Below are 16,150 nucleotides of genomic sequence, written 5' to 3' on the forward strand. Positions count from 1 at the left end.
GTCCTTCCAACGAACCTGCACTTTCTGCGGTGGCAACGCTCCACCGCGGCCATGCAAGTAATTCCGTGATTGCAAGCCCACGACTTTTAGGGGCCTTGAGCCCGGAAGTGGCGCCCCGCAGCTTAAGTGTGCGGGACGCCACCGTCAAACGGAGGACTAGCTGATGGCGGCGCGGAGCTGCTTGGCTGCCAGAGCGGGGTCTGCTGCGCCGTAGATGGCACCGCCGGCGACGGCGACATCGGCGCCGGCACTCTGGACGGCTTCGATGGTGCTGATGCTCACGCCACCGGCCACGGAGAACGGAACGCGGGCTTCTGCGCCGGCCTTGAGCAAACCGGTCAGGTCGAACCCGGGCTTGGCCTGCTCGTCCAGGCCAGCGTGCATCTCGACAAATTTCGCACCCAGCGCGCGAACTTCCTTGGCACGGGAGACCTTGTCTTCCACGCCGATGAGGTCCACGACGATGCCCTTGTTGTGTGCCTTCGCCGCCTTGACAGCGCCAGCGATGGTGGAGTCGTCCGCGCTGCCGAGCACGGTGACCAGGTCGGCGCCGGCCTTGAAGGCGATGTCGGCCTCAAGTTCTCCGGCGTCCATGGTCTTCATGTCAGCGAAGACGATCTTGTCCGGGTGCGCCTTCTTCACGGCTGTGACAGCGGAGAGGCCGGCTGCCTTGATCAGGGGGGTGCCGAGCTCGATGATGTCGACGTATTCGGCGACCTGGCCGGCCAGCTCGAGGGCAGCTTCAGTCGTGAGCAGGTCCATGGCTACTTGGAGTTTCATGATATTTGTACTTTCTGATAGGGAACTACAGTGGGTGTGGAAAATCGGGCCTCGGTTATTCGAGGTTGGCGTGCCTGAGCCAGAGCTCTTCAGCCGGTACATCGGTGCCGTCCCACAGGGACTGGAAAATTGCCTCAGTGGCGAGGAACAGGACCTGTTCGAAGAGGGACCCGGAGTACTGGCGCGAAACGCTGGAGCCGTGGTCGGTCTTTTGCGCCGCAGGAATGATCACCAGCGCGTCGGCGAGCCGGGCGAGCGGTGAGTCAGGGTTGGTGGTGAACGCGGCAATGCGCGCCCCAGCCTTCGCCGCGGTTTCCGCCGACTTGACCACACCGGAGGTCGTTCCCGATCCGGAGGCGACCAAAAGCAGGTCTCCGGAGCTGATTGCAGGAGTGGTTGTGTCACCGGCGACGTGAACCGTCATGCCTAGGTGCATCAGCCGCATGGCGGCCATGCGCAGAACCAGTCCGCTCCGGCCGGCCCCGGCGACGAACACCCGGCCTGTCTGGCTAAGGTGGCCTGCCAAGCCGGCCATCTCCCGTTCGTCGATTTTGCTCGCCGTTACCGTGATCTCGTCCCTGACAAGGGACAGATTACGGTCGATGTCACCTGCAGTTGTACGCACGGTACGCGTCGCTGTTGTTGTTGGATTCACGATTTGTCCCTTCGATTCGGTCGTCGGCCTGTAGGGGCCGAGTGGATTGCTTTGTGGTTGGTATCCATCTTCTCGAAGCAAACGGGCAGGGGTAACACTGTTTTTTGACGGTTCTACCTACACTTTAGGACTGGTCGCACGCATACTCGATTCAGCCGCTGACACCCCCATAGTGCATAACCCCAAGGCGCCTCTGGCGCACCTCTCTCAGTAATGGCGATCTACGCCCGTCCCAAGCCAGGTCCAGGGCAGTGCCTGCATGCGTGTTAGCTGCAACTTTAAACTGACCATAGACGGCATTTTTGATTGACCGTTCGCGGCAGTGGTTTTGACCAGTGGCTGCAAGTGTTTTGACCAGTAGTTCGCCGCCGTCCGGTGGCTGGGTGTGCTGGGATTCCCTTGTCCATCCCCGTGTCTTTACGGGGAGAGCCCCTTCCTTCGGGGTGAAATGACGATGCCAATCGTTTCAATTTCACCCTTTGCGGGAAGGAAGGGGCTTATTTTGAAGTCTCCAGGAGAGTTCATGGAAATTTTAGCTGCTTATGACATGACCCAGTCGTATCGAGGTGCCGCGGTGGTTTGCGGTGTCTCACACAACACTGTCCGTTCGTATGTGAAAGCACGGGCTGCCGGTGCGCAAGCGCCGATCGCCCGCAAGCGTGGCAGGATCACTGACCCGTACCTGCCGGCGATGACACAGCTGGTGGAGCAGTCCCGCGGAAAGATCCGCGGCGACGTTGTTCACGACAAGCTCGTTGATCTGGGATACGCCGGTTCGATCCGCACGACCCGCTATGTGCTGGCCGGGTTGAAATCGAAGTACCGGGCCCAGAACGCCAGGGTTCACCGGCCCTGGACTGTGGCCCCAGGGCTGTGGCTCCAGTGGGACTACGGAGACGGTCCTGTCGTTGACGGCGCCAAGACCGTGTTGTTCGTCGCGTGGATGGCGTACTCACGCTTCCGTATCGTCATTCCCTTGCGGGATAAGACGATGCCGAGCGTATTCGCGGCCCTTGACAGGTCATTCAGGCTGATTAATGGTGTACCAACGTATGTATTGACCGACAATGAGAAAACAGTCACGGTCGAGCATGTCGCCGGCGTTCCGGTCCGCAACCCGCAGATCGTTGCGTTCGCCCGGCACTACTCCACCGCCGTGCACACGTGCATGCCGGCAGACCCTGCCTCCAAGGGCGGGGTGGAAAACGCGGTGAAGATCGCTAAAGCCGACCTCGTGCCCAAAGACACCAACCTGCGTCCGGAGTACGGCTCCTTCGCCGAGCTGGAGCAGGCCTGTGAGGCGTTTATGGAGGATGTGAATTCCTCCGTGCACCGCGCCACGCTGGAGATCCCCAAGGACATGCTCCGGTTGGTGGAACAGCCTAAGCTTCACCCGGTTCCGGCGGTGCCGGTCACGGCGAGTTTCGGTCAGGTCCGCCAGGTCCCGCCGAACACGCCCATGGTTACGTATGAGCATTCGCGCTATTCCGTCCCGCACACCCTGATGGGGCAACGGGTGTGGGTGCGTGGTACCGACACCCACGTCATCATCGTGCACGTTGACAAGGCCGGGCCGGTGGAAGTCGCTCGCCATAAGCTCACCCGCCCCGGCGTACCAGCGGTCATTGACGCGCATTTCCCACCAGCCTCTGCTGGCGCCCTGGAACGGGTCATCCGCCCCAGCAACAGGGCCGAAGAGGAATTCCTGGCCCTGGGCGCCGGGGCAGCACTCTGGCTCAAGGAGGCCGCGGCAGCCGGCACGAACAAGATCCGCCACAAAATGGAACGGGCTGCCACGCTCGCCAAGGTCATGGGCAACGATGTCGTCGACCAGGGCCTGGGAGCTGCCGCGGTGCACCACCGTTTCACCCATGAGGACCTGGTTTCCATCATCACCAACACCGCTACCGGCGAACCATCCAGCACCATCAACAACACCCGGCATGCCGTGACCGATCAAAGCCAATGGCTGTCCCAAGGCACCAGCGGTTGGGCGAACTTCGGCACCACCAACCCGACCACCACGCCCGGCGAGGAGACCATTCCCGCCGATATCACCGATCTTGAAGGAGCAGCAGAATGAGCGCCGCAACCCTGGCTCCGGCGCCGCTGGCAGACGTGGCAGTAGAACAGGTGATTGCGCTGATGCGCACCACCCGGATGCCCCACGCCCGCGCCGTTGTCGCCGACGTCCTGGCCACCGCGAAAGCCCAGCGTTGGGACCCCACCGAGGTCGTCAGGGTCCTGCTCGAGGCCGAAGCGACCGGGCGGAACCGGTCCATGCTCACCACCCGGCGCAAACGTGCGGGGTTCCCGACCGGGAAAACCTTCGATGTGTGGGAGGAATCCCTCTCCACCCTGCCCGTGGCGACGACCTCGTTCCTGCGAACTCTGGAATGGGTGCGGCGGCGGGAGAACCTGATCGCTTGCGGCCCCTCCGGCACCGGTAAGACCCTGCTGCTGGAATCGTTGGGCCAGCAGGCCATCGATGAAGGCCTCTCCGTGTCTTGGCTGAGCCTGGAGGACCTCGGCGCGCTCGTACGCCGGCACCGCATCGATGACAGCGTCAACAAAGCCATCACCCGCGTCACCAATGTCGATCTGATTTGCATTGACGATATTGGCCTTTTGCCTGTCTCCGGCGACGCCGCCGAAGGCTTCTACCGCGTCGTGGACGCCTCCTACGAGAAACGCTCCCTCGCGATCAGCTCCAACATCCACCCCTCCGGGTTCGATGAGCTCATGCCAAAAACCATCGCCACCGCGACCGTGGACCGGCTCATGCACCACGCGCACCTCTGCCAAACCAGCGGTGAGTCCGTGCGCCTCATGCAAGCCCAAAACGGGAAAGGAACCCACCCGATGAACTAACCGCGCACCATGGTCAGGCGCCGCAACCCCAGCACACCCCCGGCGCCTGGCCACTGGTCAAAAGTACTTGCCGCCCATGGTCAACCGACTGCCGCCACTGGTCAAAACAAACTGCCGCCAGTGGTCAGTTCTAAGTTGCAGTTGACACGTGCGATCGCGCGGCACGAAAGACTGTTTCGCAAGAGCGGAGTGTCTTTATCCGTCGCGCCATCAAAACGGCGAGCGATGATGGGACTAATCACCCGGCGGGTCAGATTGCCGGCCGTCAGGAACCGCTCATGATCAGGGACCCAGCCTGCGTCAAGGCGGGGCGACCCTGGTGTGTCATTCACAGGGAGACTGCGGCTGGCTCGGCTGAAAACGAAGGAAATGAAGGATTTATCTGTATAGACTTATAAGTGCGTTCAAAGACCCACAAGCACAGTTCGGACTTCTAAGAATTGACCGGACTCACAACCCATTTTCGGAGCACAGAATTTTGGCCTCGCCGACGTCATTCGAGCCGCAGATTTATCGCCCCTTGCCCGAAATCGAGAGGGCCGATGCGATTGTCGGCAGAATCACCAAGGCCATCGCAGTCGGGCTGCTCAAGGTAGGCGAACGTCTGCCCCCCGAAGCGGCCCTATCAGACATGTTTGGCGTGGGCGGTGCGACCCTTCGCGAAGCTTTGGGAGAACTGCGCGAGCGGGGAGTCGTTGAGACCCGGAGAGGCCGGAGCGGGGGAACCTTTGTCGTCAATCAGCCTCAACCTCAAGCCGCCACCATCCGTGAGTGGTTCCTCTCAACGTCAATCTCGGAAATTCGCGACATCGGCGACGAACATTCGGCAATATCGGCCACGACCGTCCGCCTGGCCTGTGAGCGCGCGGAAGCACACGACTTCGACCGGCTGCAGGAACTTGCCCGAGCATTGGTTCTGACCACGACCCCCGCAGAGCGTGCACCAGCTGACAGCCGCTTCCACATCGAGTTGGCAGTATCGGCGCAGTCGCCCAGACTTACCGATGCCGAAATCCGGCTTCAAAACGAAACAGTTCAGCAGCTGTGGACGCCCTTGGCGGTGGCGTTTGATCCCGAATTGGCGACTGCGGAACACCTCGAATTGGTCCGGGCAGTGGCCCAAGACCAACCCGATAAAGCACAGAAGCTGGTGCTTGAGCACATCAGGAGAAACATCTTCCACCTCATTGACTCGAAACTCAGCTTCGGTTACACCCAATCAGTTCAAGAAGACTCATGAGGCGCTTCGCATTTATAGTGATTACCCCACCCTGGGATGAATTCAGGCCGCCGTCCGAGCCACCCTTCTCGGTGACGGTTGCTGGCAGGCATGGGGCATGCGGAAACTTTTTGAGGTTGTTGTTCATGATGATTGCCGCCTTGACGATCGGGGTGGTGAGCCGTGCGGTCAGCAGTCGTAGGCTCTCCGTCCACTGTTCGTTCTAACCCGCGTTCAACTTGTCCGTTTCCGGCATGATGGCGAACACCACCGATTTAGCTTGCCGGCAGGAGTCATTGGGCGCACCCCTGCCTTTCGTCGCAGCACCGCTGGCGGAACTTACGGCGCCCCTGAGTATCACTAAAACCTTGGCCACGGACCGCACGCACGGTGACGCCCGTACTGGCAATTTTTACAAGGATTCCCGGGCACGGGTCTCGCCACCGCCACAGAAGAGCCCGCGCTCGGACCAAGAAGGCCTTACATACCCGAAGGCAAGAACCTCACGACCACCTGGAATCAGCACAGATGCCCAAGGAGGCGAATACACCACACCACAGCTGTGGCAAGCACTGGGTAAGGCCAAGATGGCAGCGGTGACGACACATACCGGCGCTGAGGTCATAAAAAGCAGATTTGACACACCGATCGGGCGAATTGAAGAGTATCGTATCTCCAAACGGGCACGAGTCCGTAAGCTGGATCAGAGCTCGCGGCCGCTAATCAGAGAAGAATTCTGTGGAATTCTCCATCTCAACGTGGCCACGAGCAACTTTCCGGCTACGGCATGACCCCCGATCTACCACCCAACCGGGAAGTTCCGTCAATGAACACCATCACTGAAGTCGTGCATCCAATGATTCTCAGCACCGAAGTCGCACATGCTGCCAACGCTCTCACGTCTTGGATTGGCAACGTTTCGACAGAGATCGAAACACTCTCCACCCGCGTTGCCACCCGGCTTGAGGAAAGTCTCGTCGGCACGTCCAAGATCACTAAGACGGCCCGGGTCGGTTTGGGCGAATTCTCGCAGGAGTTTCTGACGAAGAACACTTATGCTGTCGGCGCTGGGGCGTTCTTCGCCGCGGAATCCGTAAAGGACGGCAGCCGAGCCGTGGAATGGTGGACGCGCAAGGAATCCGGTGTCTTGGGCCGGCTCGATTTTGACCTGACTCCAGGCAGCCATCGGTACTACGACTACGAAAAGCTGCCGTTCTTCTCGACTGCGGCGGCCACAGGTGTGCGGACGCTATGGGGACCGTATGTGGACTACCTCGGCTTCGAAGAATATATTCTTACGTTCGCGGCGCCGCTTTCCGTCCATGGAAACTTTGCGGGGGTGGCAGGGTGCGACATTCGGATCAAGGATTTGGAACCTCTCCTCATGCCAAGTCTACGAGGCATCCCAGGCGATGCCGCCCTCGTCAACGCCAGCAACCGCGTCATTCTCGGTAACTCCGGGATGTACTTGGTTGGTGAGCGGGTCAAATCAAGGACTCCGGAACTGCAGCGCATCGCTCTGGATGTTCCACACCTTGGGCTCTCATTGATCTACGCCAGCTAGCTTCAGCGCGGCCGAAGTAAGCAGGGCCAAGATTCGCATGCGTATGGACCCCACCATCAAGGCATGCGTCCAGCGCCGCACTCAATGTCGATGGACATTTCCTTCGCGTTTCTGGACGCCGTTCCGATGGTCGGGGCTAGTTGGATCATCTCGAAACTGAGGCAGCGGCTTGCTTCGATCGATTCGTCGTCTTGCTCGGACAGTTCGACGCCGACCAGGCGGATCAGGGAGGTCTGTTGTTAAAGGTGCTCACGCCGGCAGTGCACGGGAGGTTCTCCCGACATAGGCCTACGTCCAGTCTCTGCGATCAGGCTCAGGGGTCCCAAAGCTATACTGGAGACATACGAATCATGAGATGAAGCTACTTGAGCGGCCATCAAATCCCATTAGAGGTCTGATTCGTGAACCCGTGATCATGAATAGTGAGTTGAAGGGGCAAGAACTTTGAAAGCTGATGATCGGATGAGGGACCGCTGGAGGCCACGGGTTGGAGACCCTGCCGCTGCGACGCTCATACGCTGCATGCATGCAAGCCTTACACAACTCGCAGCCGTCGTGATTCTTCTGGTAGCTAGCGTTCTGGTTGTTTTGACCCCGACATGGCCCAATTTTCAGCCCGGATTCCGGGGTGCCATTGCCGTCTTGATGTTGATCCTCATTGTCGTCGGCATGGCCATACCGGGCCAACTTCGCATCAAATTGAAAAAGCAGGCATGCCTGGATGCTTTAAGTTACCTTAGAGGTACGCGGCACCCGACGTTGACCGGCATACCGTATCCCGCAATGCGCAGTACGAAGGCTTTCGACAAGTTCATTGAATCCATCACACCAAAACGTCCCGTTTGATAGCCCGATCGCCAATTTTTGACGAATCGCTCCCGTAATGCGGGTTCGGTCAGACCTCTCTCACCGCGAAGTGCGCGTGCTCGCTTACTCAATACGCGTGGCGTGAAGGACAGATTATTTCTCGTTGAGCTGGGACGATGAGTTGCGCTACGCCGCCATCCGAGCCCACGGCGATCGCCGAGGACACTCGTTGTTGGTCCATAAGCAGAACCTAGCCGAAAGAAAGTACCCAACTGCCTCTTGTTGCGCGTCTCAGTTAATCACCGGCAAATTCGGCTTCGTGGTACGGGCAGTTCGGGCACCTCTAAACGAGCGGTGCCAAGTACCCGGACAAGGCGTACCATCATCCCGTATGTGAACACTCGCTTCTTTGTTTCCACCCGCGCTCATGACATTGCTTACACCGCACTCACGACTTCCTTTACACACGGTGTCAGGACATCGCCGACACCGCGTGCATACAATCAGGCCGACCGGCCGCCGGCTCCTGATGGTAATGCTGCTTTTCGTACTCGATCCGCTTAAGGACCCACGCCGGTCTCGGTTCGCGGATACGGGCCCCTTGGACCTGCCACAGCGGCATCAACCGCATGCTTGAGGCAACGCGCACGGACAGCAGTGGGAAGTAGAGGCTTTCTTCCCCGTCGAGCGTGCTGAACATGGTGAATACTGTCGCGTTGGTGACCAGCTGGTGCTCGCCCACCAGGTGGGTGGGCACCTTGAAGATCCGGCCGCGGTAATAGATCTGCGGGCTGGTCCGGTTCACTTACCAGGTCCTCCGGTTGGTCCCGCAGCTTCCCGGTCTCAGGGCTCTGGTCATGGTGAGGTAATTGCTGTGGGTTGTTGGCTGTGATTGTTGATTTTGTAGCGCAGTATGAGCTGGGTGCCGGGGTAGCGGGTTTCGGTGCTGGTGAGGTGGGCGCAGAGTTCTTTGATGGCTGCGGTTTTTGCCTTCGTTGGCAGCGGGTTCAGGGTGATGGTGAGGTAGCCGGGGTCTGTGGTGTCGATGTCGCCGGTTTGGTTGAGGGCCTGGCGCATGAGGGCGTGGGCTTCCTGGTCGGCGCGTTTGTATCCGGTGTTGGTGCGGATCTCTCTCGCGATCGTTACCGCGGTGTTGTAGGCGGCCATCCGGATGCCGTGATGGATCAGTTTCGTCTCGGTGTCCAGGACTTGCTGGCCGGGGTTCAGGTCCCCGAGCCGGACCTTCGCCGGAATGCTCTTATGCACCTTCTCGGCAGTTGCCAGGGCGTTTTCGGCTTCCCAGACCGGTGCCATGACCTGGTTGTGCATGGCACTGGTCACCGTGACCTCACCGGCACCTTCTGCCGGGGTTTTCAGTGCCAGCAGGTTCGCATCCGCGATCGCGGCGGCCTCGGCGTGGGCATTCCTGGCGGCAACAACTTTTTGGTAGGCCTTCTTCTTGGCCGGTTCCGGCACCATCCGGTCCTCATTGTCATCGGTGCTGGCGTAGGAGTCGTGGGAGTCCAGCTCGAAGCGCAGGCGGGCGTACCGGAACTGGTTTTCCTGGCGCCAGCGTGATCCCATCCGATACACGACCTCCCCGGCACCCATGGTGAGGTCGGTGGTGAGGATGTGGATTTGCCGGGTGCCGCCACCGGTCGCTGCAACGATGCGGCTGAGCTGGCGGATGTTCAGGACTTCCCCGGTTTTCTTCGTGGCAGCGAGGGGCAGGTCAACCACCGTGTCAGCGACCGACCACTTCCGTGTCTGCCCGTGCTCGTCAATATGGGTGACCTCCGCAAACAACTTCTCTTCCACGTTTTTGCTGGCGCCCTTGCGCCAGGTCAGCACATCAAAGCCGCGTTCTGCCATGTGTTTGAACAAATCCGGGGACCAGCCGCCCCGGTCAAAGCCGACCAGTACGCGCCGGTCGTCCCCGACGGCTGTGCGCAGCTCTGGCAGGAGGTCGCGCAGCTCGGTGGCCAGGGACGCGCCCGGTTCTGCCATGACAACGAAGATGGGGGAACCGTGGGCGTCGGTGACCCAGGTTTCCTCCGTGGCCGGGACGGGGAACTTGAGCCGGGTGGAGTAGATCTTTCCAATCTTCTTGGTGCCCTGGTAGGCGCGCACATGCCCGTCAACATAAAGCACCGCGGCCAGGTCCTCGCCCTCGGGGCCCGTTGCTGTGAGGTGGTGTTTGGCCAGGGCGGCGATCAGCTCCTGCGCCTTGCCGTCCTGCACGAGTTGGCTGATGCGGCGGCGGATCGTTTTGACTTCCGGGGCCCGGTCCAGCCCCAACACCCTCCCGAGTTCCACCGGGTCGAAGCGGGTGGCGCCCTCGGCCCTGGCTTCCCCGGCCAACGCCCGCAGCACGGCATCAATCAGGATCGTTTCCAGCCCGTAAAACCCGTCCGGCAAAGAACCGTACACTTCCTTCGCGCAGGCCAGCAGCCCGGTGGTTTCCAGCGCCGGCAACGCCAGGAACAGCCCGGCATGGCGAATGCGGGCGGCGGGGGCAAACACCGGTTCCGCGCACTCAAGGAGCCCGGACCGTGCCGCGGCCCGCTCGGCCGTGCGGGGCACCGGTTCCGGCAGTATCGGCAGCTGTGGCTGCGGGCCCGCTGCCATGCCCTCCAAGTCAGTGGCTGCCGGCGCTGCCTCTGTCGAGACGGTCATGGCCATGGCGCGCCGGACCGTGTCCGTGGAAACCCCGGTCGCTTCGGCGGTGGCCCGCAGGCTCGCCCCGCCGGCACGAACACGCTGGATTTCTGCTGCTTTCTCCCCGGTCAGCAGGGACGGGCGTTTGGGGCCCTTCTTTACCGGCGCCAACCCCACCAGGCCCGCGCCCTGAAGGGACTTGCGCCAGCGCCGCAACGATTCCGTGTTGATACCGAATGCTGCGGCGACCTCGTTGACCTGGGCGGCGCCAGTATCGACCAGCTGTGAGGCCGCCAAGCGGCGCAACCCGTCCTGACCGGGACCCCACACGTAGGCCAGCTGCCCGTTGATGAAGACCTTCCCGCCCGTGGAGTTCTCCAGCAGGGCCGCACGCTCGCCCATGAGCACGGCGCCGAGGCCTGGCAGCACGGGAAAGGCGGTTTGGGTGGTCATTGAAACCATTGTTTCACCCACCCACACAGAAAATCATCACGCCCTTATTATCTCACAAGCCGGGTGCGATTAATAGCCTTTCCAGAAGAAGATTCGCCGCAAATTCAACGAACTACCGTCACCCCACCGCTACCGTGTCCAGAGCCCTGGGTCTGGGCGGGGAGGGCTTCCTGGGACTGCTGCTGCCTGGCCAGGAGCGCGCCGCCGCGGTCGCCAGATGGCTCAGCCGCCCTGTGGGCAAGCTGCTTATCGCGATACGCGGCGTGGGTGGCATGCAGCTGGGCAATATCGATCGGGGTGCCATCGGAACCGCGGTGTTCCCCGGCTTCCCACGCCTGGGCGGGGGTGAGGTGGGTGCTTCCGACCTTCAGGGACTGATGGCGTCGCCGGTGGTTGTAGTGCTCCCTGAAGCGGACCAGGAGCATGGCGAGTTGCTCAAGGTTCTTCGGGGCATGAGCATCAAGAAACCGGGTCAGGGTTTGGTGACTGCGTTGCCTTGGCCATACGCTGGCGGATCCGCAGCACGAGTTCCTTGGTCTGGTCCCCGTAGATTCTCACCGCCGTCTTCGGGGCCCTGGAGTGCGGGTTCAGCGCCTTGTTGCCTTCGGCGATGTAGCTCTAGACTTTGTAATAGGAGGGGCGGCTGACGCCCAATTGCATGCAGAGCTACGAGATACTGGCAGAGTCTGGCAGGCCCGGGTCGAACTCAATGATTTGACGGCGAATCGAAGCCGATAATGTATTTGACACTCCTCATTATCGGAAAGCCTGTAGTCAAACCCGGGTCTGCCACGCATCTGATACCTGTAAGCGATGTCATGAGAGATCTTGTATGCGATGTCCTGAGTGATGCTGTAAACGAAGTCCCGAGAGATCACATACCACCATCCCGTATTCGCCAATCACCAGGAGTAGTCGCGTTATGCCTTCCTTCCGCGGTTCCTAGGTTGGTCCTGGACGTTCTCCATGGGCGGCGTCAGGCTGACGTCAGCCCCTGTTTTTAGGTTTCGGAGTGAGGACATAAAGAACGAATGACCCGGTGCTGGTTAACGCAAACGTCGATCTGAGGTTTGTCAAGGGTTCGAACGAGTCAGGGACACCCCTATCCGCCGAAACTTTTATCCGACCGGGAATTCCATCTCAAAAGTCACTACTCGTGGAATCGGATCATATTTCCTCGTATCGAAATGAATGCGACTCCAACCCTTCCGGATTGGGGCCGTAGATGGTGACCATCCGGGAGTAGACGGGGGCCCAGTATCGACCTACTCCGCCAGGATTGACGCGCGCAGCATCGCCCGGCTTCAGGATCACAGTCTGGCCTTGGCTCTCGATATGGAGTTCGCCTTCCACCACGAAATTGGTCTCGCTATGCGGGTGAAAGTCTTCCCAGGCACAGGCCTCCAACTCCCACTCCGAGAGTATGAAGTCATCCCATGGGCCGATGGGGCGGGAATTTACGAACCGGCAGCGTAAACGTGGTCCCGCGATCTCCATCGGAGCCATACGCTCTCCTGGCCAGAAATCGATTGCCTTGCAGGTCGTCGGTGTCGGGCGGGACTGCTTCTGAGTGGTACTCGTGTTCATGGTTCCAACCGTTTCTTGAAAGACTGCGGAATAATGTCGGGCCGGGAGATTCTCTGGGGAGAACCGAAACCAGACGCCTTGGGCGACTGTTGTAGTGATGCGCGTAACTACGTGCAAGAATCAATGCACGATTTCTGCGATTATTTTGGAGTGAAAATCAACAAGGTTCTTGCGTTGTGCGGATCCTCATTAACTCCAAGATTGTCGGCTGCATGGCCGACCAACCGTGGCCGATCTCACACACACTTAGACATCTACGGCGACAGCGGCGGGCGTGCCGGTATCTACGTCCTGCGAAGAGCCGTGCAGGTAGCGTTCCAGGGAGTCATCCATGGCGTTGAGCCAACGCGTGTGGTGCTTGGTGGACACGGTGCCGGTGACGACCGAGCGGTGGACGGCGTCGCGGTAGCCGAGGATGTCCGTGTGCTTGTTGTGCATCCAGTCCTTGAATAACTGGGAAACGGCATCCAGATCAAAAGCCGGGTAGTCGGTGGCGTTGATGAGCTCGCGTAAGTAGTCGGACTGGTAGTCGGCCTCGGAGTCGTGGTCCAACAGGGCGGCCAGGCGTTCGAGCCAGAGCTGGACGTCCGCATCGCGCTCGGCCAGGGATGGCAGGGCAATTTTGCCGGTCATGACGTCGCGCGCAAACCAGGCCTGCGCGTCAAACATGTTGAAGGTGTAGTACTGGTCCTGCGCCCCTAGGTAGAACAGATTCGTGTTCTGCTGCCACACCACGCCCTTGTAGAGGTTCGCAGGGTACAGCACGTTCGGCGACCTAAGCGAGAGCTCGCTGGGCAGGAACGGGTACTTGTGCTGATATCCGGTGCACAGCACGACGACGTCAAACTCACCTTGGGTGCCGTCGCTAAAGTGCGCAATGCCGCCGTCAAAATGTGTGACGAGCGGGCGCTCCACCGTGTTCCAAGGCCAGTGATAGCCCATAGGTGCCGTGCGGTAGCTAAGGGTGATGGACGCGGCACCCATCTTGTGGGCCTGCATGCCAATGTCCTCGGCCGAATAGCTGCTGCCGATCATAAGCAGCCGCTTGCCGGCAAAGCGCTCAGCACCCCGGAAATCGTGGGCATGCAGCACCTCGCCCGGGAAGGTTTTAATGCCTTTGAACTCGGGGACTGCAGGGACGGAGAAATGGCCTGTGGCGACAACGAGCTTGTCGAACACGTGCGTCTCAGTGAAGTTGGTTTTGAGGTTCTCAACCGTCACTGTGAATTCCTGCGTTTCCTCGTTGTAGCTGGTGTGGCGTGCCACGGTGTTGAAACGGACGTATTTTCGGACGTCCGACTTTTCCACGCGGCCCTTGATGTAGTCAAAGAGGACTTCGCGAGGCGGGAAAGAGGAGATGGGCCGGCCAAAGTGCTCGTCAAAGGAGTAATCCGAGAACTCCAGGCATTCCTTGGGCCCATTGGACCACAGATGCCGGTACATGCTGGAGTGGACGGGTTCGCCGTGGTTATCGAGGCCGATGCGCCAGGTGTTGTTCCATTGGCCGCCCCAGTCGTCCTGTTTTTCAAAACAGAGGATTTTGGGGATCGCGGCGCCTTTTTGGCGTGCCGATTCAAACGCCCGCAGTTGTGCCATGCCGCTAGGGCCTGCACCAATGATTCCGACTCGTAGGACCATGGTTCTCTCCTTTTGCATTGAATCTTTTGAGGTTGTTATTGTGCAACGTTCTGGGTGAGCATCATTGGCCACGCCGGCAGCCTCCGTTGATGCCTTTTGCAATTGCGGCTGATGCCTTGGTATTCGCCCCTGTCTGCCAGGAACAAAATGGCCCGCTGCGTGGGAAAAAGCGTTGTGCTGAACTTCCGCACCAAAAACCCGCACACACATTCACATTTGCTCGGGCCCCACAATGCTCACGGTGGAACTGGAACGGGCAGGGCGGGTGCGTGGACTCAATGTCAGGAGGGCAGACAGTTTCTCGCTCGGTCTGCCCTCCTGTGATTGCGAGATTAGCTCATTGCAGGGACGCCTTGCTCGTCTTCTTCAGCATCCGCCAAGATGTCCAAATCAACTGTGGAATGTTCCTTCAGCACACCCGTGTGGTGCCTGATACGCAGCCGGTAGAGCAAGATACCGACGACTACGACGAAGACGACGAAGATAACCCCGCCCCACTGCAGGTACCACTCGAACGGGGCCACTGAGTTGTAGATCGCCTGACGAGGCCAGATCAGGTTGACGGTCATTGCCGCTCCCCACACGACAGCAATGAGATTGACGATGAAGCCCCACTTACCCAGGCTGAACCCTGTCTCCGTCTCATCGTCAACCAGTGGCCACCTCTTCCGGAACCTACTAAGGAGCATCGGAAAGGTAACCAGCAAATAGGCCATGTAGATCAGGACGATTCCAATGGTGGAAACAATCGTAAAGATGGCGGGCTGGCCGATATTGACCAGCAGCGGAATGAGGGCGAGAACGCCAATGGTGATGGCAGCCACCGTGGGGGTCTTGCGAACCGGGTGCACTCTCGCAAGCTGGCGGCTAAACGGCAAGTTGTTGTCCCGCGCCATGGCGAACATCATGCGGATGGCCGCAGCATGGATGGCGAGTGCGCAGACAGTGATTGCAATCACGACGCAGACCAGGAAGGCCTTGCCAAAGGGTCCGCCAAGAATCGACAGGACGAGGTACTGCATGCCTCCGTCTGCTTGCCCGAGCTTGGGGTCGGACAGGTTCGGGGCAGCCATGAGAGCAGTGAGGAGCACTGCCCCACCCAGGATGAAGGATGCCGTTACGGCCCTAATGATTGCCCTCGGCGCGGTTTTCTTCGGGTTCATGGTTTCTTCACCGAGGGAACTGGCGGTGTCGAAACCGTACATGGCATAACCAGAAGCCATGGATGCGACAAGGAACGCGCCGAAGTATCCAAGGGCTTGGCCATGACCCGTTCCAAGGGTGTTGAAAACAACCCCGGGCCCACGGTGCGCGTGGAATGCCAGAGCAAGTACCAGGAACACAGCCGCGAAGAGTTCCACAAACACGCCGATGCTGTTGATCTTCGTCAATAGCTTGACACCAAACGCATTCACGAGAGTGGTAAATATGATCAGGAGTGTTGCAAGCACGACACCGTTGAGCGCGAAATCGTAGGTGCCGGTTCCGTCACCTACCATCTGGAAGCCGGTCCAGATCTGCGGCAGCGTAATCTGAAGAGACAATGCGACAGCACCGACTGTCACGATCGAGGCGACCAACAGCAGCCAACCTGCCATCCATGACGACGTTTTCGAGGCAAGCTGCTTGGCCCAGTTGTATACAGCGCCAGCGACCGGATACCGGCCCGCGAGCTCGGCAAAACAGAGCGCGACCATCAATTGACCGACGAATACCAGGACCCAGGTCCACCAATAGGCTGGCCCTCCGGTACCGAAGCCAAAGTAGAAAAGCTGAAAAACACTCGTGAGGATGGAAATATAGCTGACGCCGGCCGCGAAGCTCGCGAATTTACCGATACTCCGGTCAAGCGACTGCGTGTAGCCAAAGTGGTCAAGCCCGCTTGTGTCGTGTTTTGGTGGGTGTGACATGTGAGAGT

The 16,150-nt window shown here is 59.9% G+C and carries 10 protein-coding genes and 2 pseudogenes; 4 read left to right on the forward strand and 8 right to left on the reverse strand.

Annotation, left to right across the window (positions count from 1 at the left end; all coding sequences use genetic code 11):
* Positions 1-156: 156 nt before the first annotated feature.
* A complete protein-coding gene (hxlA, locus tag DMB86_RS18065; protein WP_113718997.1) occupies positions 157-780 on the reverse strand; it encodes a 3-hexulose-6-phosphate synthase in 624 nt (207 codons plus the stop codon).
* A 55-nt stretch (positions 781-835) separates the two neighbouring features.
* Complete coding sequence (gene hxlB, locus DMB86_RS18070; RefSeq protein WP_113718998.1) at positions 836-1,435, reverse strand: 6-phospho-3-hexuloisomerase; 600 nt, start codon at positions 1,433-1,435, stop codon at positions 836-838.
* A gap of 502 nt (positions 1,436-1,937) precedes the next feature.
* Between hxlB and istA the strand changes: the two genes are divergently transcribed.
* The 4 genes from istA (at position 1,938) to DMB86_RS18095 (ending at position 7,089) form a co-directional block, all read left to right on the forward strand.
* A complete protein-coding gene (gene istA, locus DMB86_RS18075; RefSeq protein WP_335645009.1) occupies positions 1,938-3,518 on the forward strand; it encodes an IS21 family transposase in 1,581 nt (526 codons plus the stop codon).
* On the forward strand, positions 3,515-4,306 hold the full coding sequence (locus DMB86_RS18080; protein ID WP_113716823.1) for an ATP-binding protein: 792 nt from the start codon (positions 3,515-3,517) through the stop codon (positions 4,304-4,306). Before istA ends, DMB86_RS18080 begins: the two co-directional genes overlap by 4 nt.
* A 520-nt stretch (positions 4,307-4,826) precedes the next feature.
* Entirely contained in the window at positions 4,827-5,546 is a 720-nt protein-coding gene (locus DMB86_RS18085; RefSeq protein ID WP_227878483.1) for a FadR/GntR family transcriptional regulator, read from the forward strand.
* An 805-nt stretch (positions 5,547-6,351) separates the two neighbouring features.
* The gene (locus tag DMB86_RS18095; RefSeq protein ID WP_227878484.1) at positions 6,352-7,089 is read left to right on the forward strand and encodes a cache domain-containing protein; all 738 of its coding nucleotides are present in this window, start codon (positions 6,352-6,354) and stop codon (positions 7,087-7,089) included.
* A gap of 1,279 nt (positions 7,090-8,368) precedes the next feature.
* Here DMB86_RS18095 and DMB86_RS18100 read toward each other — a convergent pair.
* The 6 genes and pseudogenes from DMB86_RS18100 to DMB86_RS18125 form a co-directional block, all read right to left on the reverse strand.
* Positions 8,369-8,729, reverse strand: a pseudogene (locus tag DMB86_RS18100) (hypothetical protein); the annotation flags it as partial.
* 22 nt (positions 8,730-8,751) lie between these two features.
* Complete coding sequence (locus tag DMB86_RS18105; protein WP_171814552.1) at positions 8,752-11,007, reverse strand: putative transposase; 2,256 nt, start codon at positions 11,005-11,007, stop codon at positions 8,752-8,754.
* Positions 11,008-11,252: 245 nt separating this feature from the next.
* Positions 11,253-11,757 (reverse strand): annotated as a pseudogene (locus DMB86_RS18110) (integrase core domain-containing protein); the annotation flags it as partial.
* Between the two features lie 417 nt (positions 11,758-12,174).
* Complete coding sequence (locus DMB86_RS18115; RefSeq protein WP_227878485.1) at positions 12,175-12,594, reverse strand: cupin domain-containing protein; 420 nt, start codon at positions 12,592-12,594, stop codon at positions 12,175-12,177.
* A gap of 246 nt (positions 12,595-12,840) precedes the next feature.
* On the reverse strand, positions 12,841-14,232 hold the full coding sequence (locus tag DMB86_RS18120; protein WP_113719004.1) for an NAD(P)-binding domain-containing protein: 1,392 nt from the start codon (positions 14,230-14,232) through the stop codon (positions 12,841-12,843).
* Between the two features lie 332 nt (positions 14,233-14,564).
* Entirely contained in the window at positions 14,565-16,142 is a 1,578-nt protein-coding gene (locus DMB86_RS18125) for an APC family permease (protein ID WP_113719005.1), read from the reverse strand.
* Positions 16,143-16,150 lie beyond the last annotated feature (8 nt).

Origin of the sequence: Arthrobacter dokdonellae (assembly GCF_003268655.1) — a bacterium.
Taxonomy (GTDB): domain Bacteria; phylum Actinomycetota; class Actinomycetes; order Actinomycetales; family Micrococcaceae; genus Specibacter; species Specibacter dokdonellae.